At 40.8% G+C, this 24,268-nt stretch carries 21 protein-coding genes; 6 read left to right on the top strand and 15 right to left on the bottom strand.

Going from position 1 to position 24,268, the window contains the following annotated elements:
* Nucleotides 1–45: 45 nt before the first annotated feature.
* Both KXJ59_RS07220 and KXJ59_RS07215 read left to right on the top strand, forming a co-directional pair.
* Entirely contained in the window at nt 46–597 is a 552-nt protein-coding gene (locus tag KXJ59_RS07220; protein ID WP_295202590.1) for a YqgE/AlgH family protein, read from the top strand.
* Nucleotides 598–677: 80 nt separating this feature from the next.
* On the top strand, nt 678–1,313 hold the full coding sequence (locus tag KXJ59_RS07215; protein ID WP_363265802.1) for a PAS domain-containing protein: 636 nt from the start codon (nt 678–680) through the stop codon (nt 1,311–1,313).
* Nucleotides 1,314–1,512: 199 nt separating this feature from the next.
* Here KXJ59_RS07215 and atpC read toward each other — a convergent pair whose 3' ends face one another.
* Nucleotides 1,513–1,764, bottom strand: a complete 252-nt coding sequence (atpC, locus tag KXJ59_RS07210) for an ATP synthase F1 subunit epsilon (protein WP_295202588.1) — start codon at nt 1,762–1,764, stop codon at nt 1,513–1,515.
* A gap of 132 nt (nt 1,765–1,896) precedes the next feature.
* Complete coding sequence (gene atpD / locus KXJ59_RS07205) at nt 1,897–3,399, bottom strand: F0F1 ATP synthase subunit beta (RefSeq protein ID WP_295202585.1); 1,503 nt, start codon at nt 3,397–3,399, stop codon at nt 1,897–1,899.
* A gap of 337 nt (nt 3,400–3,736) precedes the next feature.
* On the opposite strand from atpD, the gene KXJ59_RS07200 reads away from it, so the two are divergent.
* Complete coding sequence (locus KXJ59_RS07200; RefSeq protein WP_295202582.1) at nt 3,737–4,810, top strand: AI-2E family transporter; 1,074 nt, start codon at nt 3,737–3,739, stop codon at nt 4,808–4,810.
* 174 nt (nt 4,811–4,984) lie between these two features.
* Here KXJ59_RS07200 and KXJ59_RS07195 read toward each other — a convergent pair whose 3' ends face one another.
* From KXJ59_RS07195 to dut, 6 genes are all read right to left on the bottom strand, one after another.
* A complete protein-coding gene (locus tag KXJ59_RS07195; protein WP_295202579.1) occupies nt 4,985–5,692 on the bottom strand; it encodes an MIP/aquaporin family protein in 708 nt (235 codons plus the stop codon).
* 138 nt (nt 5,693–5,830) lie between these two features.
* Nucleotides 5,831–7,342, bottom strand: coding sequence for a glycerol-3-phosphate dehydrogenase/oxidase (locus tag KXJ59_RS07190; protein ID WP_295202576.1), 1,512 nt, complete (start codon nt 7,340–7,342; stop codon nt 5,831–5,833).
* Nucleotides 7,343–7,484: 142 nt separating this feature from the next.
* Nucleotides 7,485–8,975 carry a glycerol kinase GlpK gene (gene glpK / locus KXJ59_RS07185; RefSeq protein ID WP_295202573.1) on the bottom strand — a complete coding sequence of 497 codons (1,491 nt, stop codon included), beginning with the start codon at nt 8,973–8,975 and terminating at the stop codon, nt 7,485–7,487.
* A gap of 91 nt (nt 8,976–9,066) precedes the next feature.
* Entirely contained in the window at nt 9,067–10,410 is a 1,344-nt protein-coding gene (locus KXJ59_RS07180; RefSeq protein ID WP_295202570.1) for a peptidoglycan DD-metalloendopeptidase family protein, read from the bottom strand.
* A 61-nt stretch (nt 10,411–10,471) separates the two neighbouring features.
* Nucleotides 10,472–11,401 (bottom strand): DUF4292 domain-containing protein, encoded by a 930-nt coding sequence (locus KXJ59_RS07175; protein WP_295202567.1) that lies wholly within the window; start codon nt 11,399–11,401, stop codon nt 10,472–10,474.
* 246 nt (nt 11,402–11,647) lie between these two features.
* Nucleotides 11,648–12,097 (bottom strand): dUTP diphosphatase, encoded by a 450-nt coding sequence (gene dut, locus KXJ59_RS07170; protein WP_295202565.1) that lies wholly within the window; start codon nt 12,095–12,097, stop codon nt 11,648–11,650.
* 219 nt (nt 12,098–12,316) lie between these two features.
* Between dut and KXJ59_RS07165 the strand changes: the two genes are divergently transcribed.
* Nucleotides 12,317–13,717: an undecaprenyl-phosphate glucose phosphotransferase gene (locus KXJ59_RS07165; RefSeq protein ID WP_295202563.1), complete on the top strand. Its 1,401-nt coding sequence runs from the start codon at nt 12,317–12,319 to the stop codon at nt 13,715–13,717.
* A gap of 76 nt (nt 13,718–13,793) precedes the next feature.
* Here the strand turns inward: KXJ59_RS07165 and KXJ59_RS07160 are convergent, their stop codons facing one another.
* From KXJ59_RS07160 to KXJ59_RS07140, 5 genes are all read right to left on the bottom strand, one after another.
* On the bottom strand, nt 13,794–15,296 hold the full coding sequence (locus KXJ59_RS07160) for a capsule assembly Wzi family protein (protein ID WP_295202561.1): 1,503 nt from the start codon (nt 15,294–15,296) through the stop codon (nt 13,794–13,796).
* A gap of 173 nt (nt 15,297–15,469) precedes the next feature.
* Nucleotides 15,470–16,480, bottom strand: a complete 1,011-nt coding sequence (locus tag KXJ59_RS07155; protein ID WP_295202559.1) for an NAD-dependent epimerase/dehydratase family protein — start codon at nt 16,478–16,480, stop codon at nt 15,470–15,472.
* Complete coding sequence (locus KXJ59_RS07150) at nt 16,477–17,250, bottom strand: WecB/TagA/CpsF family glycosyltransferase (RefSeq protein ID WP_295202556.1); 774 nt, start codon at nt 17,248–17,250, stop codon at nt 16,477–16,479. The genes KXJ59_RS07155 and KXJ59_RS07150 overlap by 4 nt, the downstream gene beginning before the upstream one ends.
* Nucleotides 17,251–17,313: 63 nt before the next feature.
* The gene (locus KXJ59_RS07145; protein ID WP_295202553.1) at nt 17,314–17,979 is read right to left on the bottom strand and encodes a class I SAM-dependent methyltransferase; all 666 of its coding nucleotides are present in this window, start codon (nt 17,977–17,979) and stop codon (nt 17,314–17,316) included.
* A 60-nt stretch (nt 17,980–18,039) separates the two neighbouring features.
* Entirely contained in the window at nt 18,040–19,308 is a 1,269-nt protein-coding gene (locus tag KXJ59_RS07140) for an O-antigen ligase family protein (RefSeq protein WP_295202550.1), read from the bottom strand.
* A 219-nt stretch (nt 19,309–19,527) separates the two neighbouring features.
* Here KXJ59_RS07140 and glf point away from each other — a divergent pair, with 219 nt between their 5' ends.
* Together glf and KXJ59_RS07130 are read left to right on the top strand one after the other, a co-directional pair.
* Nucleotides 19,528–20,631, top strand: a complete 1,104-nt coding sequence (glf, locus tag KXJ59_RS07135; RefSeq protein WP_295202546.1) for a UDP-galactopyranose mutase — start codon at nt 19,528–19,530, stop codon at nt 20,629–20,631.
* Nucleotides 20,628–21,320, top strand: a complete 693-nt coding sequence (locus KXJ59_RS07130; protein WP_295202544.1) for a hypothetical protein — start codon at nt 20,628–20,630, stop codon at nt 21,318–21,320. The genes glf and KXJ59_RS07130 overlap by 4 nt, the downstream gene beginning before the upstream one ends.
* Nucleotides 21,321–21,418: 98 nt before the next feature.
* On the opposite strand, the gene KXJ59_RS07125 is transcribed toward KXJ59_RS07130, so the two are convergent.
* On the bottom strand, nt 21,419–22,690 hold the full coding sequence (locus KXJ59_RS07125) for an oligosaccharide flippase family protein (RefSeq protein WP_295202541.1): 1,272 nt from the start codon (nt 22,688–22,690) through the stop codon (nt 21,419–21,421).
* A gap of 118 nt (nt 22,691–22,808) precedes the next feature.
* On the bottom strand, nt 22,809–23,618 hold the full coding sequence (locus KXJ59_RS07120; RefSeq protein ID WP_295202538.1) for a class I SAM-dependent methyltransferase: 810 nt from the start codon (nt 23,616–23,618) through the stop codon (nt 22,809–22,811).
* Nucleotides 23,619–24,268 lie beyond the last annotated feature (650 nt).

Below are 24,268 nucleotides of genomic sequence, written 5' to 3'. Positions count from 1 at the left end.
CCCCGGCTGCTTGCATGATTAAAATGTTTAGCTTAACTTTTCATTATGGATCTCTTACAGCCTGGTATATTACTTATTTCTGACCCGTTTCTGAAAGACCCTAATTTTTTAAGGACAGTTGTACTCCTTTGCGAACACCAGAATGAAGGCAGCTTCGGTTTCGTTCTAAATAAACCACTTGGTATTAGTTTGGAAGATGTGGTACCCGAAGCAGCAGGTCTTCATATTCCCTTACTCGAAGGCGGACCAGTACAAAAAGATACATTACACTTTCTGCACCAGCGGCCCGATCTTATTGCGGGCAGCAGTAAAGTAACCGAGCAGGTATATTGGGGCGGTAATTTTCCCGCAGTACTGGCATTGCTTCAAACAAAAGAACTGCTACCTGGTGATCTGCGTTTCTTTATCGGGTACAGCGGATGGAGCGAACTCCAGCTTCAGGGCGAATTGGACGAAAAAAGCTGGATCACCAGACCAGCCAATAAAGGTTTGATTTTTCATACGGAAGCAAGTGCTATCTGGAAAAAGGCACTGGCTGAACTGGGCGGAGAATATAGTCAGATGATCAACTATCCCCTGGACCCTCAGCTCAACTGAAAGCACGCTTTTTCAGTTTTTTAAGCCAATCTATGCCTGTTTTACCAATTTGATTTACTACCTTATACTGAATTTAATACTTGACTACCCCCCAGCAGTATATTCATAACTTCTTTTTTTCAGAAGCAGAAAGGCTTTTGCTGGCTTCTCATTTGCTCAACTTCGGTGTATGGGAATTTGATTTTATCAATAACCGGTTGATATGGGATAATAAAATGCATGATATCTATGGTGTGAAAAAAGAAGATTTTCATCACCAGATGGAAGACTTTACATGCAAAGTCCATCCCGATGATTTACCAGCTACTGAAAAAGCTATAGAGGAAATACTTAAATCCAATACACCATTATTTGCACAGTTTCGCATCATCAGACCCAATGGGGAGGTCAGGATTATTGCGGGTAATGTAAAATGTATCCGCAACGCTGCTAACCAACCAATCAGGCTAATTGGCATTAATCATGATATTACTGAAACTCAGCTATTGCAGGAAAAAATGTTAGCGCAAAACAAGCAGTTGAAAAAAATTGCCTGGATGCAATCTCATGAAATTCGTAAGCCAGTGGCAAATATTATTGGCTTATTGACACTTTACGAATTGAAAAAAAATGACTTATCGGAAACAGAGTTATTGCACTATCTCAAAGAATCTGCCACAGAGCTTGATACCATGATTAAAGTAATAGTTGACAGAACCAAATCTGCAGAATCGTAATCTTTTATTCTTCCGGGCATACATTAGTTTCAGCTATAAATCATCACCTGACCTGCAATAATGAATTTACAAAGCGTTAGAACAGTGTTTACAGGATTTTTGTGTCAGCTTATAGCCGAACGAGACACTTGAAAATAAAAAAGCTCCGGTAGAAACCGGAGCTTTTATTTATTTTCAAGTGTTCAGTAACCCATTAGGCTCAAATGGCAGATGCACCCTCTACCAAAACCGTCACCTTATTATTCAATACTTCTACAAAACCACTCTGTATACTATACAGTTCTGTATTGGTTTTATCTTTCAGAATCTTCACATTGCCTTTCCCCAACGCACTTACCAGTGGAGCGTGCTGATCGAGTACTTCAAATAATCCGGTAATACCGGGTAATTGAATCCCGTATACTTCTCCGCTATACAGCTTTTTCTCGGGTGTTAATATTTCGAGGGTCATAGTAATTTGAAAATTTGAAAATTTGAAAATTTGAAAATCGGGAAATCAAAAAAAACATTGTTTGTATAAAAGTTTAAAAATGAGACTCGCTCCATTTTCAAATTTTCAAATTCCCAAATTTTCAAATTAAATCTAGCCTTTTGCTGCTTCCAACAATTTCTTACCTTTTTCAATGGCATCTTCCAATGTACCTACCAGGTTGAATGCTGCTTCAGGATATTCGTCTACTTCACCGTCCATAATAGCGTTAAAACCGCGGATGGTATCTTCAATGCTTACAAATACACCTTTCAGACCGGTAAACTGTTCAGCCACATGGAATGGCTGGCTCAGGAAACGTTGTACTTTACGGGCACGCTGAACGGTCATTTTATCTTCTTCACTCAATTCATCCATACCGAGGATGGCAATAATATCCTGCAGCTCCTTATAACGCTGAAGAATCAGTTTTACACGGTTGGCCGTTTCATAATGCGCTTCTCCCACTACGGCCGGTGTAAGGATCCTTGAAGTTGAATCCAATGGATCCACCGCAGGATAAATACCCAAATCGGCAATCTTACGGCTCAATACCGTAGTTGCATCCAGGTGGGCAAATGTTGTTGCAGGAGCAGGGTCAGTCAAGTCATCCGCAGGTACATATACCGCTTGTACAGAGGTAATAGAACCATTTTTGGTTGAAGTGATACGTTCCTGCATCAGACCCATTTCCGTTGCCAGTGTAGGCTGGTAACCTACCGCTGATGGCATACGACCCAAGAGGGCCGATACCTCAGAACCTGCCTGGGTAAAACGGAAGATATTATCTACGAAGAACAGGATGTCTTTTCCTTTACCGGTACCATCTCCATCACGGAAATATTCGGCAATGGTTAAACCAGACAATGCCACACGTGCACGTGCACCGGGAGGTTCGTTCATCTGTCCAAATACGAATGTGGCTTTTGATTCTTTCAACCCTTCCATATCCACTTTGCTCAGGTCCCATCCACCTTCTTCCATGCTATGCTTGAAAGCGTCACCATATTTCATGATGCCGGCTTCAATCATTTCACGCAGTAGGTCATTACCTTCACGGGTACGCTCACCCACACCGGCAAATACCGACAAACCACCATGACCTTTTGCAATATTGTTAATCAGTTCCTGAATCAATACGGTTTTACCTACACCCGCACCACCAAACAAACCAATCTTACCACCTTTTGCATAAGGCTCAATCAGATCGATTACTTTGATACCCGTAAACAGTACTTCTGTAGCTGTACTCAGGTTCTCAAATAAAGGTGGTTTATTATGGATAGGGCGACCATTCGCTTTACTTACCTGTGGCAAACCATCAATAGCATCACCGGTAACATTAAATAAACGTCCGTTAATGCCCTCACCAATTGGCATGGCAATCGCTTTACCGGTGTCGATCACTTCCATTCCACGTACCAGTCCTTCCGTACCATCCATTGCAATTGTACGAACACTGTCTTCACCGAGGTGCTGTTGCACTTCCAGAACAAGTTTTTCACCAGTTTCTTTGGAAATCTCAAGTGCATTGTAGATTTCAGGCAAAGTTTTATCAGGAAAATGAACGTCAACCACCGCACCGATGATCTGTTTGATCTTACCTTTTGTAGCCATATCAGGAGATATAATTAGGTTTTAAAATATACCCTTCCGGGCACGGAAAACAGGTTTTCCGATTTGGCGGCAAAGGTAAGGGGATGTGCCCTAAAAAATGGCAAATCCATCAACTAAATTTTACCCACAAAAGCTGCCAGCTTCAAGCTACAAGCCACAAGCTACAAGCGGTAAGCTAAACACACTTATAAATAAGGTGATTTATCGCTCTTAGCGACAGCTTCTGCTTGTAGCTTGAAGCTGACAGCTTGTAGCTCAAAACAACCCTCCTCACAGAATTCGCTGATAAAACAGTATTTTAACTGAGAAAAGGATTAATATATTATAATTTAGCGCCATGCAAAATACACCCGAACATAAGGTTAACCGATATATTTTTCTTGCTTTTATCCTCATTATCGGGTTATTCCTGATTTATAGTCTGATGGCTTTTTTCACTGCATTCCTGGCAGCCATTATGTTTTATGTATTGAGTAAGAAACCTGTCGACTGGCTGGTGAAGCGAAAAAACTGGCGGAGGTCATGGGCAGCCATACTGGTGATCCTGAGTTCATTTTTTATCATTTTACTTCCAGTATCCGTATTGGGTACCATGATGTACCAGGAGATAGCCCTTGTTGCCAAAGATTTCTCCACAGTGTCTGAGCCCCTTTCTCAACTGGATCATTTTCTTCAAAAAGAACTTCAGTTCAGTTTATTCTCGGATGAGAATATGATCAAATTGCAGACATATGTCACCAATTTTGTTTCTACCGCATTAACACAGGGAGCCAATTTATTCAGCTCCATAATCATGATGTATTTCTTCCTATACTTTATGATCATGAATGCCAACCGTATGGAAGCGGCCCTGTTTCTTTTTCTCCCTTTTAAAAGAAGTCAGATTGCATTATTTGGCCGTGAACTAAGGGCTCAAACTTTCAGTAATGCCGTAGGATTACCCCTCATCGCCGTTATACAGGGTTTATTTGCCTATATCGCCTTATTAATCACTGGCATGAGCAATCCCGGCTTCTGGGCTGTCGTTGCCGGCTTCGCCTCTGTTATCCCAATTGTGGGTACAGGACTGGTTTGGATTCCGGTAGGTGCGTATATGCTTGTAACCGGACAAAACTGGCAGGGTATTTTTATGCTGCTCTGGGGGGCGGTATTACTCAGCAGTATGGATAATGTGGTTCGTTTTCTGCTGGCAAAAAAAATGGCCGATGTACATCCCATCATCACCGTATTAGGTGTTATCATGGGGCTGCATTATTTTGGTATTACCGGACTAATTTTTGGTCCCCTGCTTATCTCCTACTTTATTATTCTGCTCCGCATTTATTATAATGAATACCAGCGCCCGGCCACACAACGCAAACGCAAAACCCAAAACAGTTACCTGAATTTACCATTCATGAGAAATAAATAGAAAGAGGATGTAAGATGTAGGATGTCAGATGTCAGATGTCAGATGTAGGATTTATTTTTAAGTTGATTAATTGTAAAAAAGCTAATAGCTAGTAGCTAGTAGCTCGAAGTTCACAGCTCACAGCTCTTAACCTCCCCTTTATATCTTATCGTGCTTGTGGCTTATAATTTTCTTTTAAGCAAGCAACTTAAAAATCACTACTGCAATCAATGCTCCGATGATTGGCCCGAGTACCGGTATCCAGCTGTAGCGCCAGTTACTGCCTCCTTTATTTTTGATGGGAAGAATAGCATGCATGATACGTGGGCCCAGATCGCGGGCAGGATTGATAGCCCAGCCGGTAGGTCCGCCCAACCCCAGCCCCACACCTATTACCAGTAATGCTACGGGTAAAGCATCGAGTGAACCAAGACTATGATCGGCTTTGGTAATAAACAGGATAGCCAGTATAAAAACAGTGGTTGCAATGATTTCAGATAACAGGTTCTGAACCGGATTACTGATAGAAGCTGATGTAGAAAACGAAGCCAGTTTTGCTCCGGCGTCTTCTGCAGCATCAAAATGCTGACGATAAGTGGCCCATACAAAAAAAGCACCCAGCATGGCACCCAATAACTGGGCAGTTAAATACAGGGGTACCTCCTGCCAAGAAAATTTTCCGGCGGCTGCTAGTGCTATTGTAACTGCAGAATTCAAATGTGCACCGCTCACAGAAGCAGTTACATAAACGGCTACAAATACAGCCAACCCCCAGCCAAAACAAATAGCAAGTAATCCACCGCCATTGCCTTTTGTCTTGGGCAGAACCACATTGGCCACCACACCATTTCCAATCATAATCATTAAAGCAGTACCGAGTAGTTCAGCTAAGAATGTTGTCATACAGTAAGTTTCAATTCGTTTACTATTAGAAAGTTTCAAGCAACAAGCTGCAAGAGATAAATTTTTATAAGCCCTCATATCAAATCCCACATCAGACATCCGACATCAGACATCCGACATCAGACATCTAACATCCTCCTACCGATATCCTTCTGCCAAATCAAGAAATATTCTTTGTTGATCACTGGCCCACGCTTCCGATTCACCTAAAGTTTCACGCATCAAGTTAATGACAATATCCATACAATCCATAGCGGCTTTTGCATCCAAAAAAAGTATCCTTGTTCTTCTCGCCAGCACATCTTCAACAGTGATGGCCATTTCATGCTGCACTGCATATACTACATCCACCCATTTATAATTAAAATCTGGATGTAATAACTGATCAAGTTCGGGTCTTTCCTTTATCAGGTTTTCTTTTTTCTGTATTGTAGCTATCGGATCCCCTATCGGTAAATTTCTAGTGACGCATAAACGCTTATCCTGTTTTGAAATAAAAACAGCATTATCAATCGCATCCTCTGCCATTTTACGGTAAGTGGTCCATTTACCACCTGTAATGGTTACAAGACCACTGGCAGATACTACAATCGTATGATCGCGCGATAAAAGTGCCGTACTGGTTCCTTCTTTTGAACGAACCAGGGGACGCAGCCCGGCAAAGACAGATAAAATGGATGATCGCTCAATAGCAGGTGAAATATATCGGTTGATATGTTCCAGGATATAATCTACTTCTTCCTCCAGTACCAATGGCTCTTCCGTTACCTCATCAACGGGGGTATCGGTTGTTCCTATCACCACTTTATTATACCAGGGCACAGCAAATAAAACCCGTTTATCATCTGTTTTCGGAATCATTAATGCATGTGTACCCGGAAAATGTATTTTATCAACTACGAGATGAATACCCTGCGATGGGTCAACCATTTGTTCGCTGCCAGGATCATCCATTTGAACAATACTATCTGTAAAAACACCCGTTGCATTGATTACCGATTTTGTACTGATCTCCAGTTCCTCATCACTATCAGTCAGTTTTAGTTTTACTGCTACAATCTTCTTTTTTTCTTTTACCAGTGCGATCACCCTGCAATAATTAACCAGTGTGGCACCATGCAAAACAGCCGTGGAAGCCAGGTCGATGCACAAGCGACTGTCATCGAACTGACCATCATAATACAATATGCCCCCTTTCACTTTTTTTGCATCAAGCGCAGGTAACAATTCAACAGTTTCTTTTGCTGATAATAATTTTGTTTGTCCAAGTGAAAGCTTGCCCGATAAAAGATCGTAGAACCTTAACCCGAGGCCATAATACCATTTTTGCCAGAACCTTCTTACAGGTATTACAAAAGGCTGTACAGAAGTAAGGTGTGGTGCATTTTTTAATAACCAGCCTCTTTCACGCAATGCTTCTTTCACCAGTTTAATATTACCATGTTCCAGGTAACGAACTCCTCCATGTACCAGTTTGGTTGATCGGCTGGAAGTACCCTTTCCAAAATCAGCCTGTTCCACCAATAAAATCTTATAGCCCCGCGAAGCTGCATCCACTGCAATACCTAAGCCGGTAGCCCCGCCACCAATCACCACCATATCCCAGAGGGTATCTTCTTTTAATTGTTGCAGTTGTGTGGCTCGGTTCATAAAGCAAGATTGGAAATGTCAGATGTCGGATGTCAGATGTCGGATTTTAAAAAAACTTGTGTCTTGTGCCTTGTGTCTTGCTCCTTGTATTTGTGTCTTGTCTCCTGTGCCTTGCACTCTTTTATTTTGTTCTTACCGCCTACTATTCCGTTCCATATTCCGCTGCACCTACAGCTTTTTTCCATCCTGCGGCCAGACGGCTTCTTTCTTCATCGGGCATCGCCGGAGAAAATGCGCGGTCTATCTGCCATTGTTGTTGAATATCTTCAATACTTGTCCAATAACCTACTGCCAGTCCGGCCAGGTATGCAGCACCAAGAGCAGTTGTTTCAACAATAGTAGGACGAACTACTTTTGTATTCAATAAATCACTCTGAAACTGCATTAATAAATTGTTAGCAGTGGCTCCCCCATCCACCCTTAATTCTTTGATGGCAATACCTGAGTCGGCTTCCATTGCTTTTAATACATCCATGGTCTGATAAGCAATACTGTCTAATGAGGCCCTCGCCAGATGTGCAGCAGTAGTGCCACGGGTAATGCCTGTAATGGTACCACGAGCATGCTGGTTCCAGTAAGGAGCACCCAAACCCGCAAAAGCGGGTACCATATATACTCCTTCACTGTCTTTTACAGATGCCGCCAATGTTTCAACCTCGGCCGACTGGCGAATAATACCCAAGCCATCTCTTAACCATTGAACAACGGCACCTGCAATAAATACGCTGCCTTCCAATGCATAATGCGTAACACCTTTTATTTTCCAGGCAATGGTAGTAAGCAGGTGGTTGGAAGAAGGAACAGCTTTTTCTCCTGTATTCATCAGCATAAAACAACCGGTACCATAAGTATTCTTCACCATACCGGGCTGCGTACACAACTGACCAAATAATGCAGCCTGCTGATCACCGGCCATACCTGCAATGGGAATATTATGTGCGGTAAGAATATGCTGGGTATAACCATATACTTCACTACTGCTTTTTACTTCAGGAAGTATGGCTTTGGGAATATTAAAAAGTTCAAGCAGATCATTATCCCAGGAAAGTGAATGGATATTAAACAACATGGTGCGCGATGCATTCGAAACATCTGTTACATGCACTTTTCCGTTTGTGAGTTTCCATACCAGCCAGGTGTCGATGGTACCAAAACAAAGTTCCCCTTTTTCAGCTCTTTCTCTTGCTCCTGATACATGATCAAGTATCCAACTGATTTTTGTTGCAGAAAAATAGGCATCAATAATCAGCCCTGTTTTCTCCTGAATCACAGATGCTTTGCCAGCCGCTTTCAGCTTATCACAAAACGAAGCCGTTCTTCTGTCCTGCCACACTATGGCATGATAAAGAGGCTGACCCGTAACCTTATCCCATACTACCGTTGTTTCGCGCTGATTGGTAATACCAATAGCTGCAATATGCTGTACGGTAAGTCCGGCCTTGGTAATAGCTTCCGCTGCCACACCCAACTGGGTACTCCATATTTCATTGGCATCATGTTCTACCCAACCCGGCTGCGGAAAAATCTGTTTGAATTCTTTCTGTGCAATGGCACATATGGCACCTGCCCGGTCGAATACAATAGCCCGGCTACTGGTGGTACCCTGATCGAAGGAGAGGATGTATTGTTGCATACCCTAAGATAGGAAAACAGAACAACAGAGAAACAGAGGAATATCCAATTTCGAAATTGAGTATTCCTCTGTTTCTCTGTTCTTCTGTTTATTACCGCCTCGGTTTCAACCAATGCTCAGGATTCATCAACGTTCCTTTTTCATTATTGATCATGAAGATGATGGCGCCTTCACCATCAATACTTTTACCGGAGCGGCCGAGTACTGAGCCGGCTTTCACCTGCTGACCAACAGATACGGAGATAGCAGATAACTGGTTATAAGAAGTGAAGTATTTACCATGTCGAACAAACACTACCAGATCGCCATTGATCTCACTCGCATATACCACTTCTCCATCGGCCACACTTTTTACAGAGGAGCCCTCGGGTAAAGCAATCTGTATGCCATCACTTTTCTGTGTAAGTTTTGTGCCCGGAACAGTTGAAAGTCCAAAAGGTACATATACATTTCCTTTATCAACAGGCCAGGGCAATCGTCCTTTATTTTGTTCAAACTGAATCGATGTTTCACGTCCTTCCGGTGTCGATTCAAAAGGTGTATAAGGTCTGTCGGTAACCGGTCTTGCTTCCAACGGCTCGTTGATGCTTGTATTTTTTGTGGTACCCGTGTTTGTATTTGTTTTTGCAGGAGCATCAGCTGGTTTGGTATTATTGGCTGCCGCTCTTTTGGCATCATCAGCAACTTTTTGTTTGGCACGTTTGGCTGCTTCATCAGCTTCTCTTCTGATAATAGCCATTACCGCCTGCTGCATTTTCTGACGCTGTCTCTCTTTGTTTTGTATCTGTGTAGATAATTCTTTTTCTTTCCCCTTTAACTGTGCCACCACCTGATCCTGTACTTTTTTATCATCCTGTAATACCTTTAACTGTTCACTTTGTTTTTCCAGTGTGGTAATACGTTCTTTTTTATTACTGCTCAGTACTTCAATTTTGGTTTTCAGTAATTCTTCAGACTGAATAATGGCTTCTGCCTGCGTTTCCCTGTTCTGACGATAACTTTTCAGGTAGGTAATCCGCTTGATTGCATCATTAAAACTTTTCGAGGAGAATATAAAATTGAGGTATTCGTAGCTGCTTCGGTTTTTGTAGGCGAACACAATGCTTTTTGCATATTTCACCCGCAGCGTATCCAATTCTCTTCTGAGACGATAGATATCTCTTTCATTCAGGAAGATGGTATTATCAAGATCCCTGATCTGGCGGTTGATGGAGTTCACCAATTGTTCGCGCATGGCCACTTTTCGCTTGATGATGGCCAGCTGGCTTAATGAAAGCTTTTTGTTTTTCTGGGTCTGGGAAAGCAACTGGTTCAGTTCGGCCAGTTCTTTTTTTAATTCCTGCTCCTGTTTCTGCAACTCTTCACGGGTTTGCTGGGCATAGCCACCCATTACCAGAATACAGGAAACAAGAAAACAAAAAAGAGATTTAAACATGATTACAATTTTGGACCAGAGTCAGATGAACAAGCTATATAACGAATAAATTAGTGGTAAATTACTTACGCTTGTAGTTTTTCGGTGGATCGAAATTGTATTTTAACGGATCATTTAACGTAAATTCCTTGAAATCAAGCGAAATATCGAGTTTAGACTTCTCTGCCATCGAAATTTTCCGGTTGGTTGCAAAGAGATAGGTACCCAAAGGCTGGTAATTGCTGAAAGTAATATCACAGGTTCTGTTGCGTTGCACATCTACATCATCGAGTTTACTATACAAGACCCTGTTATCCGATTTATCGAGGTTAATCAGGTGTTTGAATAATTCTCCCACCATAACCACCAATAATTGCGAGTTGCTGTTTTTATAAGAAACAAGGTTATTACTCATAAAAACAGGGTTCCCTATCAGCATATCCTGCAGGGTGGCAAAATCGAAAGGTATTTCTGTCACTTCCTGTAAATAACTGATGGAGCGGTTCATTACATATTTCTCACCCACTTTCCGAACCAGTATCAAACTGTCTTTATTAATCTTCAGTTGAAGCCCCTCTGCAGAAATACCCAGAAATGAGCCTTTCACCCGGATAATGATTACGCTGTCTTTTCTCATGCTGAGGTATACAGTATAATTATCATTCTTTTCTGCCCCCTCATAATCAACTTTGATTTTGGCATTAAAAGTGTTGAAGTCGATTTTATTTTTTGCCACTTTACTCATGATATCTGCTACGATGGCTGCAGAATCAACTACCGGTGTTTCTTTAATCACCACTACCTGGGCCGTATCTTTTTTGGTAATAGCTTCCTGAATCTGCTCTACTTTCTTCACCGTTTTACAGGAGAAGAGAAAGAAGCTGCAAGCTGCAAGCCACAAGCTGCAGGATTTGAGCCATGAGCTGTGGGCTGTGAGCTGTGAGTTCTTAGCTGCAAGCTGCAAGCTACAAGCTGCAAGTTTTTTAATCACAATTGATATATTATCATTCATTCTTCTCCCTTGATTTTGTTTTACAATCATAAAAACACAGCATTCATAAATCAACAAAATTGTTAACAGCCAAATTCTTCAAGTCAACAAGTAGTTCCAGTTCCATTCGAAACCCAATATCAAATCAGACATCCGACATCATCAAATCCTCCCCCTTAATCCCTCCATTCCAAAATCCCACATCAAATCAGACATCCGACATCAGACATCCGACATCAGACATCTAACATCTGACATCTAACATCATCAAATCCTCCCCGTGCTTCCAAACCCTCCCGTTCCTCTTTCTGTTTCATCCAAAGTATCTGTTGCCTCCCATTCAATCCTTTCAACTTTTTGTAATACCATTTGGGCTATCCTGTCACCGGGCTGAATGGTTTGTTCTTCGGAAGAAAGGTTAATCAGTATCACTTTTACTTCTCCCCTGTAATCTGCATCAATGGTTCCCGGTGTATTTAAACAGGTAATACCCTGTTTAATGGCCAGGCCGCTGCGGGGGCGAATCTGGATTTCATAGCCAAGAGGTATTTCCAAAAAAATACCTGTTGGTACTAACATGCGCTCAGAAGGCTTAATGGTAATAGCTTGTTCGAGATGAGCCCTGATATCAACTCCTGATGAACCGACAGTTGCATATACAGGTAAGGGATTTTGTGATGCATTTACAATACGTACCCTTATCGACATTTCAGACATGATGCGAAATTAGTAAAACTGTGGCAAAAGGGCGTATGGGGGAGGGATTAGCTATTAGCCGTTAGGTGTTAGCCGTTAGCTATTAGCTGTTAGGGGGAATTATTTCTTTTTCTTCCTAACCCCTAATAGCTAACACCTAACGGCTAATGGCTAACAGCCAATAGCCGACAACTAAATATAATAATAAGGCTATATATTGCACCTAAATCCATCCTGGAGATGTTCAAAGGAAACCAAATTAATTATTTAGTCAGAATTACCCTGGATTTAATCCTGCTGCTGATTTGTTTTGCAGTGGCTTCTTTTATCGACACAGGAAAGTTTTTGCATATCCTCTGGCCGCCCCTGGTTGTAATATTTGGCAGCAGTTTGTTGATATGGTATATCTCGGCACGCATTTTCTTACTCTATGGCGAAATCACCATCTTTTCTTTTTCACAGGAGATGACTGTTTTTCTCCGTCACCTGGCCACCCACCTGCTGCTGCTTATCTTTTTGCTCTTTCTTTTTTATGAAGACTTTCAGGTGTATCGTTCCCTTGTATTTTATTACCACATATTAATTTTTGCCACCGTACCATTTCAGAAATATTTTTTCCGGGTAACGGTTGCCTTTATCCGAAAACAATACAAGTACGAAAAAAATATATTGATTGTGGGCGCCGGTGCATTGGCGGCTAATTTTTACAGAACAGGTATCTTAAACAATAACCTTAAATACAATCTTGTTGGTGTAATCGACGATACTGAACACCACTCTTTTAATGGTAAATACCTGGGCCGTCTTCAACAACTCCCAGACTTACTCAAAAATAATAATATCGATGAAGTTTTTCTTGCACTACCCAACGACGAAATTGAGAAGATTGATTATGTAATTGATATATGTGAGAAAAATACAAAAAGAGTAAATCTTATACAGGATTTCGGCCGACACGGTCTTCCTTCTTTTAAAGTAACCAACTATGCAGGTTTCCCGGTTGTTGGCTTACGTTATTTTCCGCTGGACGAAGCAGAAAATAAATTCTTTAAAAGAGTATTCGACCTCTTATTTTCAATTATTTTCCTGTTGCTCATATACAGCTGGCTCGCACCCATTATTGCCATTGCCATTAAACTAAATTCACGCGGACCTATCTTATTCAAACAGGAAAGATGGGGACTCAATAACAGGAAGATTATCTGTTATAAATTCAGAACTATGTATATGAGGGCAGTGGAAGAAGAAGGAAATGGTTTTGAACAGGCAAAACGAAATGATAAACGTGTAACAAGTGTTGGCCGTTTTTTACGAAAAACCAGCTTGGATGAGCTCCCTCAATTCATCAATGTATTACTGGGCAGTATGTCGATCGTAGGACCAAGACCCCATCCCATACCATTATCACTGGAGTCAAAAGATATTATTCCCAACTATATGCTGCGCCACCTTGTAAAACCCGGTATTACCGGATGGGCACAGGTAAACGGCAGCCGCGGCGAAACCATCCACCCCGACGACATGCACAAACGCGTCAACTACGATCTCTGGTATATTGAAAACTGGAACTTCTGGCTCGACTGCCAGATTATTTTCCAGACCATTGTAAATATGATCAAAGGAGACGAAAACGCGTATTGAAACAGAAGAACAGAGAAACAGAGGAATATCCAATTTCGAAGTTGAACATTCGACATTTCTCTGTTCCTCTGTTTCTCTACAGCCCATACGTCAATCCCAAATTAATTATGTTCTGCTGGTCAAACCTGCGCAATTGCATATTCAGGTAAAGGCGGTGAATATATTCGTAAGATGCATTGAATAAAAATTCATCCGATCGTTGTTGAAAATCGAAGAGGAATGATGGCTGGGGTTGTTGAAGGTATTGCTGATCCAATGTACCCGGGCCACCTTTACGAAGATGCGTATAGCGTGCATAAAGTTTCAAACGTTGAACAGGTGTATAACGGGTATAAACAATCAGTCTGTCGGCATTACTGCCAATCCAGTCACCCATCAGATAACCCTGGTGAACATAGTTCTGTGCAGACAATATATTCCTGTACACAAACGGACGAACACGTGTGTATTCAGCTCCAAGGGTGAGGTAATTGATTCCGGCAACATCTGTCAGAGAACCTCCTACTGTATAACCGAGCTGGTTACGTTGTTTTGTTTTATTAAACAATCCTGTAAGTCTTACTTCATCTATAAAAAGAGTACCGTAGAGGTGTGTGTTTTTTAGTTGATTCCTTGAACTTAACTGAAAAAAGAACTGGCCATTCGACCCCCTCTCCAGAAAAGTAGAGTTCGAATTGTTGTCAATTGCCTTAAAAAACATGATGGGAATCAGGTATCCGATATTCAGGCGGTCGTTGTAGATAATCGATTCGCCCAATGATAAAACAAGTTTTTTGGTAAGGTTGATATCAATACTGTGTGAAGCCATGTATTTTGAAATTTCAACTGTTCTGTATCCATTACCGGTTGGAATAGGATAGGAACGAGATGAGTCGACCATATTCGAACGAAGCCATGCATGGGTATAGTTAAACTTGAGCCAGGGCAAAGGCTGGTAATCGAGCCGGATATACGGATAAACGGGTGCTTTATCAGATAATACCAAACGTCCTGCTTCACCATATCCCCACAATAAATAATCCTGTCCTACACTTACCGCACCATTTTTAAATTCATAGCGAAGATTGGCCCTTAACTCAGTGAAACTTGCACTGCTGGTAGCAAAGGGGGTTTGATTAACGATTCCTGTTGTATTACCGGCAAACAAAGACTTTTTAGCCGTATCCAGTCCCTTTCCTTTTTCATTAATATCATGAAATGAAAACTGGTAACCCAGGTTCTTACCTATCCTTCCCCAGAAATTAATCCCCAGGCTTGTTGATTTCACATCCGTTCCTTTTCCACCTGTATAGGAAGAAGTGAGGATCGGGTCTGAATAAAGGGTAAACCCTTCTCCTTTGGCAGATAAGATGCGTTTACGTTCTCCTTCTTTAAACTCCCTCAGATAAAACGCCAGTTCTTTTTTCTCTGTTTCACTTAATTCAGCTATCCGAATTGCTGCCGAATCCAATACTGAATGAATATAGGTTTTGCTGAGAGGCCTCACATTATCGTTAAACTCCACTATTCCTTTTTGGGCGAGCCTGTATAGATAATTGTACACTTCATAAGTATGCCTTTCATAAACGGGTTGGGCCATAAGTATTTGTTGAAAAAATACAAATATGACCACCATTGATATATACTTTCTAATAAAAATCATTTGATACCGATATATAGATGTTAAATATAAAAGACACTCATTTTTATTCCCCAAAACAAAACGCAGGCATTACCCTGCGTTACTATTATTTATTGTCTTGCTGATAACATTTACTCCACACCAACTACTACTTTTTCATATTTTTTGGTGTAGGCAGTTTTTACCTGAGTTGCAATCCATTGATAGGTATCTTCAAGACCTTTGACCAATGGAGTAGATGGGCTCCAACCCAACTTTTCCTGTATAAGGTTATTATCAGAATTTCGCCCTCTTACACCGGTGTGAGGTACCAGCACATTATTGATTGAAACATTCTTTTTTGAAATACCAATAACCATTTCAGCAAGCTGATTCAATGTTACCATTTCTTCCGATCCAATATTAAAGGGCCCACTCAAGTCAGACTCCATCAATCTCGATACACCTTCCAGACATTCATCAATATAAAGAAATGATCTTGTTTGTTTGCCATCACCCCAAACTTCTATACTACCACCATCAGGCGTTTCGGCTACTTTTCTGCAAATGGCAGCCGGTGCTTTTTCTTTTCCGCCTGTCCAGGTGCCTTCCGGGCCGAAAATATTATGAAACCTGGCAATCTTTACATTCATGCCATGGTTACGGCCAAAAGCAAGATAGAGACGTTCACTAAATAATTTCTCCCAACCATAATCACTGTCGGGGTCAGCAGGGTAAGCCGAATCTTCAGAACATTTCGGATTATCAGGATCGGTCTGGTTGTAAGAAGGATAAATACAGGCAGAAGAAGAATAAAATATTTTTTTAGACCCGCTCTTTAAAGCCTGTTGTAATATGTTCAGGTTAATACTGGCAGAATTGTGCATTACATTGGCATCATTCTCTCCGGTAAAAATATACCCGGCACCACCCATATCGGCAGCCAGCTGGTAAATTTCATCAAAACGCATATCCAAAATGCTTCTTACCACCTCCTGTTCGGTAAGATCACCCAGTATAAATTCATCAGCCGCCGGTGTGCTGAATTCATGCTCCTTAATATCTACCCCACGAACCCAGGTTCCTTCCGCCTTAAGTCTGTTTACCAAATGCCCCCCTATAAATCCGCCTGCCCCACATACCAACACTTTCTTCCTGCTCATATATGTCTCTTTTTAAAGATGTAAAAATCTAAAAATTCTTTGATATTCAGCCAGATAAACTTGGGAACTATCTCAAAATAACGTTTATAGAGCCGCTTTGGCTCCATTAAAAGCCTGAAAAACCACTCCAGACCCATGTTTTGCATCCATTTTGGTGCCTGTTTTACCCTGCCCGTATGAAAATCAAAAGCTGCTCCTACGGTAATGATATAATCGGCTTGGATAAATTTTGCCAAATTTCGTGCGAATTTTTCCTGTCTGGGCGTACTAATACCTATCCACACAATATGAGCAGCAGATTCCGTAATTCGTTGCCCCAGCTCATTCATTTCCGGATCTGTCATATCCCTGAATGGCGGAGAATAAAAGCCGGTTATCCGCGCATTCGAGAATTTTGATTTTACTGCTTCGCTTAAAGCTGCTGCAACCCCGTCTTTTCCGCCACAAAAAAAATGATTTATGGCTTTATCAGCACTCGCTTTCAACAGAGACTCAAAAAAATCAGGGCCATAACACCTGCGTATTAATTTAGCGCCTTTTAACCTGCCGATCCATACAACGGGCATACCATCTGGCAGATTTATATAAAAATTTTGCAATACATTTTTGAAATCCGGGTCTTTTCTCGCCTCAATCAATCCATGCGCACCAGTGGCACTAATACAGAGGTTTTTACCTGTTGAAGCACCCGATACCATCCCTTGCAAAACATCTTCTACGGCTGTTGTTATATCCTTATCATAAAAAGGTACATTCAGAACAGGAATCATATAGCTGGTCTTTCAGCAATAAAAGTAACAGTATCTGACCTTTAAAAAAATACCAAATAAATATCAGTCCCTGTTTTTCATGAATAAAACAGTCTTTATTAGTTTTATTACGCTTGCTTTAAAATCTGAATACACAAGGAAAAAACTATTAATACCCTGATTCTGCCAGTCATTGATTAATACTTCTTCTCCTGTTTTTATGAAGAAGGCTGTTTTCCCTATTACCGCTTCGAGTTTCCAGTTTTTTTCCCTTTTTAAAAAAACAAACAGGTTTCTCACAGATGGAAGATGAACATCGTCCACTATCATATATCCGCCCACTCTTAGCTTTTGTTCCGTAAAATGATAGTCTATTTCAGCATAAGGATACCGATGTGCCCCGTCAATAAATACAACGTCAAGCGCAGGTATAGTTTTCATTAATGCCGGTAATACTTCGGCAGAACTTTCAGCAATAAAACTGAAATCAGCATTTAAATTATTCGCTAAACAATATTGTCGTATTCTTTCTCCTTCGCCAGCATCGGGAGCAATGGAAATATGCTTACAACCTGCCATTAAAAAAGCAAAAGTTGATTTACCTGAACCGGTTTCAAGTGTTGCAAAACCCGGTTTCAACTTGCTTATAATATATTTTACCACCTTATCAGACACGCCGAAATTAGCAGGCCGGCCGTCGCCCCAAACATGAAAACTCGGATTGTCTTTTAATAATTTTTCTATCTCCATTAGTTACTCTTTTTCTAAAATTTTTATTGATCCGCCCGGCACAGAAAGTTGTTATTGTTATCAGGCAGTGTTGATATTTGCAGATGAATTAAATGCTTCTTCTGCATAGGCAAGTCCTACAAATATCCAAAAAGGCATCGCTCCCATAGGCCCCTCGAGAAAAACATCGAAAGATGCATTAATGAGGAAAGACAAACTGACAGATAATAGTATCAGCATAAATGCACTTAGTTCTTTTCTCCTGATTTTACTGATATGTAAATACATCCAATACAACCACAATAAAAAAACAGGCACTCCAAAACGGGCGAGTACTGTCATATGAAAACTATGGGGTGAACGAAGGTTACCTTCAGTGGGGTCATAATCAATATCATCAGTAGCGGCGAGACTCATGCCCAACCCCCTGCCATGAAAGAAATACTCGCCTAAAAAAGTGTACTCTACAATTCTGCCCCACCATACCAAGCGCCATACCTTATTATCACTTAAGGTAGTACCATCATCTTCGGAAGAAAAAATACTAACAGCATTGTTTTTAAGCTGTTCTATACTAAGACTCCTGCCCTGGAAATTTTCTTCCAGGTTGGTAGACAAAAACAGGGGCAATGCCAGAATTACAATAAAGGGTGCGAATTTCAACAACTTAATCATCTGACGCTTGATCACCATGTTCTTAGTGAGTATAAAAAATACACCCATCGGAATAATAAATGAAATCATGCCAGACCGGCTATAAGATGATACCACCAGAAACAGGTAAGCAATTATAACCCATTGCAGTACCAGATAACGTCTACTCAGCACAATATTACCATTCAACAAGAAAATAGTGGCAATAAACAAGTGTACTCCCATGTCGCCAAATTTGTATAAAAAAATCCGTTGACCCCCGAAAATGGTCAACTCCCGAAGAAAAGGTGAATAAGAAGAGAGTAGGAAAAAACAGCACATACAAACGGGATACCATTTATAAATGGTAAATAGCTGTTGTTTTAGAAAAGGTAATTCATCTTTTAAGAAATAAACAATAAATGCAAAAGCTATATAGTTAAAGATCACCGAATCACGAACTACATCGGTTATCCCATATCCTTCCATGACACCTCTCCCGATATAGAGGATAGACATAAACATAAAAAAAAACAATAAAGCCATTCGCCTGTCCCAGGCAAATTCATAAGAACGCAGGTTCCACAATACCAATAACAAACCTGACACAATGATCGCTTCACTCAAATAGCTATATGCAATTCCCTTGTTAAACAGGGCATAGAGCATATATACCAGTACAAAAAAACTAAAATACAAACGTTTTACTACGGCCATTATTTCTTTTACTTACAGTTCGTAAAGATAAGGAGTTGTTGGGGTTGGCTGTTAGCTATTAGGAGGAAGATAGAGGAGCTGAAGGCTTGGTCACCTTACTCCTAATAGCTAATGGCTAACAGCTAAAAGCCAACAAATTATTCCCTTTAAACCGCTTAAAAACTATATTTGCTCGCAAACGCAGATCGGTACGTATTTTTCTCCAACACAATAAAAAACATGACCCGTACTTCCTTTGATTACCTGATTGTGGGCGCTGGTTTTTTTGGCAGCATTTGTGCTAATGAGCTAAAAAAAAGAGGCAAGCGGGTTTGTGTCATTGATTCAAGGGGGCATATAGGTGGCAATTGTTACACCGAAGAAAGAAATGGCATACACCTCCATATGTATGGGCCACATATCTTTCATACATCCAATGAGTTTGTATGGAAATGGATCAATGAACTCGTATCATTCAATAATTTCACTTTAAGACCCGTAGCCAATTATAAAGGCGATATTTTCTCACTCCCCTTTAATATGTGGACCTTCTCCAAACTATGGAATATTAGATTACCGGAAGAAGCCAGGGCTATCATAGCTGCACAGTCATCATCCATTACACATGAACCCCAAAACCTGGAAGAACAGGCCATTAAACTGGTGGGTACAGATGTATACCATACACTCATTAAAGGCTATACCCAAAAACAATGGGGAAAAGAACCAGCTTTATTACCCGCCAGCATCATCAAAAGACTACCCGTAAGGTTTACTTACGACAACAACTATTTCAACGATAAATACCAGGGTATACCTATTGGTGGATATACACAGTTATTTACAAAACTGCTGGAAGGAATTGAAGTAAGACTGAATACAGATTTTTTCAATGCCCCCCTACCCGCCTATGACCGCGTCATTTATACTGGTCCGATCGACAGGTTTTATGGCTATAAATATGGAGAGCTGGAATATAAAACACAAAATTTTAAACATGAGCTGAAAGAACATGTTTCCAACTACCAGGGCGTTGCCATGATGAATTTTACGGATGCGGAAGTACCCTATACCAGGATCATTGAACACAAACATTTCGACTATAAGGAATCGCCACATACCTGGATCAGTTACGAATATCCCGTAGCTTATAAAGCCTCTGTCAGCGAACCATTCTACCCGGTAAATGATGCGGCTAACAATGAGATATATACAAAGTATAAATCACTGGCAGAAAAAGAAGAAAAAGTGTTTTTTGGGGGGAGACTGGCAGAATATAAATACTACGATATGCACCAGGTAATTGAATCAGCCTTACAGTTTATGCGTAATCACCAACTATGAAGAACCTGATTATAAGCGCGGTGGGAGATGATTCCCTGCATGGAGAATGGATGGAAGGAACAGCAGCATTCGATCTCTGCCTCATCTATTATGGAAATAAGAAAGAAGTAGCAGAAAAATATACCCTTGAAGCCCGCTATTTTTACCAGGCGAGTGGAATGAAATACCACCTGCTCTTCGACTGGATAGAGAAGAACCCGACCCTTATTCAGGAGTATACATATGTATGGTTACCGGATAATGATGTGTCGATACCCACATCCGAAATCAACAGACTTTTTCAGCTCGCGGCAGACTATCAACTACAATTATGCCAGCCGGCTATGACGGGTTATATATCACATCCACTTACACAACCCAAACCCGGCTCCTTTTTACGCTATACCAATTTCGTTGAAGTACTCGCCCCATTGATGCATATCAACACACTGCTACAATTAAAAGACAGCTTCCGCCTCAACTATTCCGGCTGGGGGTATGACTATCTCTGGCCCTATCTGCTGGGTTATCCAAAAAACAGCATCGCTATCATAGACAATATCATCATGCGCCACACCAAACCCATCGGTGCCGACTATTCCCGTTTCCCCAAACATCCTAAAAAAGAGATGCAGGAAATTTTTAAACAATATAAAAAGGGAATGCAGAAAGAATTCATGGTCTACAAAACCATTCCGGGAGGAGAGTAGGAAGAATTTCGTCCGAAGGACCCCCTCGGGGAATATCGAATTTCGAATATCCAACTTCCCCAAAGGGGTCCTTCGGACATTATTCGATATTCATTATTCTACCGCTCCGTCCTCTTCCTGAACTGCGATATCAAAAACACCGGGTTATAGATGAAGTTTGTGGCAACAAGTGCAATTACAGATCCAATGGCCATAGCAGCCAGACCGTATTGTTGCAGGAGGAAATAACCAATCAGCAATGCAATCAAACCCTGACCTATCGACAAAAGGGTTTGTACTTTATTCAGGCGGAATGCGTGTAGAAAAACAGCAGAAACATTATCAATGATAATTAAAATGGTAAACACAGAAGCTATATAGTACAGGTTCAGTATATCCTCACCCGCCTGTCCGCTCCACCATACAAAAACATATTTACCAATGGTCAGTAATACAAGGAGTATCAATATAGAAAACACAACCACTCTTTTTAAAATGGCAAAATAATTAACCCGCAGATGCGCCCACTCCCCTTTTGCTTCCAATGAAGCCAGTGAAGGAAAAAGAACCTGGGTAAAATTTGTGGCACCCAATCTTACCACATCCAAAAAACGGGAAACAAGGATATAACTGGCTACCTCTGCTTTTGTGGTCACCGCATTTAGCATAATAATTTGCGAATTAAAAACAAATACTACGCTTATCGAATTCAAAAAATACCAGAAACTATACCTGGCATGTTCAATTAAAGCAACCCAGCTAAACCGCTTTATTGAAATGGAATATACTGCCTCTTTTTTTGAGAAAAAGACCAGCGTTCCGATAAAAAATACATTCACCATACCACTGGCTACTAACAAAAGAGTGGCAGATCCTTTTTCACTGCAAAAGAACAATACAACAAACTCAACAACTGTTTTACCAATTCTTATCAGTTTTCCTATAAATATTTTATTGGCAGATTGTAATATCACATCAAACAATGCAGCTATAATTGTTTGTAATACCAGCAAAGAAGTAAGCAAAGCATTCAGGAAAAAACCACTGCTGATGTGCAGCATATTTTTATAATAGAGATAGAGGAATACGGGAAAGGCAATAAGAAATAATAGGAGAAAAAAAAAGAAAGAAGTGCTTATTAAAACCGATGCTTTGGTACGTTCATGTATCAACCGGCGCATCAACCCTAAATTCAGTCCAAAATCAAAGGCCGAAGTAAAGAGAATAATATTGAGTAATACACCATAATTACTGAATTCTTCCACACTGAAATTTTCCTGCAATACAGGGGTAAGCACAATAATCATTGCGGCACTACAGGCCTGTGAAAGAAATGTAGTGATTAGATTAGCCCAATACTGCCTCGACACCTGTACCCTGAAAAATTTCATACGCATATTTAAACTGAGCAGAGAAAATATCGAATATCCAACTTCGAAATTGGATATTCCCGAAGGGTCCTTTGGACGATATTGGATATTTCCCGAAGGGGATCCTTCGGGGAATATCTTACCGCTCCTCCGCTACAATCATTAATTCATTCCCCTCCATCTTACTTCTTCTCATAAAAGAAACAAAATAAGAAAGAGGCGTAAATAAAAGCCTTATTAGTTGATTCATCCGGAAAAAAATACCTCCACCTGCCCCATTGCCAAACTGCCTAACGGTATTTCTGGATTTATTTTTATAAAACAGGTAACTGATCAGCAGATCGTATATATTTTGATCCCAGGTATCGGTAGTTGTAATGGCACTTATGGTAAACCCATGCTGCTCCAATAATAAACGCAGATTATTGCTGTTATAGTGGTTAATATGTACATAGGGCTGTTGCAACCAGCCCCATTTCTGACCCACCAGTTTAAATGCCAGACTATTTGTATTAGGCACCGCGATTATGAGTTTACCGCCCGGATTTAATCGTTGTTTCAGGTCATCCAGTATCGCACTCTGGTCTCTCATATGTTCCAGCACATGCCATAAGGTGATTATATCAAAGCCCCTCTCATCATATTCAGAGAGCTGAGGTCTGTTGGTGATCTTACCGTTATTATGCTGTTTAATTTTATCAGACCCAATATCAAAACCGAAACTATGAAAATGTTTTTGAGCCAGCTCCTGCACAAAATAACCATGTCCGCAACCAAAATCGAGTACCCTTGTACGGCCCTTTAAATACTTTCTTATTTTGAACGCCCGGTGTTTTGCCTGTAATTTTTTATAGAAGATATTCTTTTGAAACCAGTCATAAGCATATTGCTCCTGGTAGTAATCTGCAAGCTCATTTTCACCAGGAATAGGGTCCGACTGAATAAACAAACATTTATTACAACGCCTATAATTATACGGCACCCCGTTTAAATGCCATTCAGTACATTCTAATGTTTTCTCAAACAACAGCGTCTGATCTGTAGACCTACATATTGAACAACCCATCATGAACACAAGATTAAATCGAAATAACTAAGCCCGCAAAATTAACTTTCCCCGAAGAGAAAGGGGAGAAACCGAAGAACAGAAGAATAATATCCGAAGGACCCCTTTGGGGAAGTTGGATATTAGATATTGGACATTTCCCGAAGGTATCCTTTGGACGATATTCCCTGGAAGGGGTCTTTCGGATATTATTCGCTCTCTTCCCCGGCCTCAGAAAAAAAGCGTTAAGAAATTCATGGAATGGAGCGTTAAGCAATGTATGATGCCCGGTTCTATCTTCATGCTGAAGCACAGCTTCGCATAATTAATGAAAAAAAGCTTGGCTTTAGACTTCTCCAGAGGAGTCCTTTGGACATACATTGTAGCGCAATGCAATGAATTTTAGCTTTTTTTCTGAAGCCTTGTCCGAAGGACTCCTTTGGAGACTTTTTTTGCCTGTCTGCCGTCAGGCAGGTTACTTTTTTGATAGTCCGCCTCTGGAGGGTGTCAAGACAAAAAAGTAAACAGAGGGTTAGCAACTACTAATAAATCTT

Source organism: Sediminibacterium sp. (genome assembly GCF_019264485.1).
Lineage (GTDB): Bacteria > Bacteroidota > Bacteroidia > Chitinophagales > Chitinophagaceae > Sediminibacterium.
This window is presented reverse-complemented; position numbering and strand designations above follow the sequence as displayed.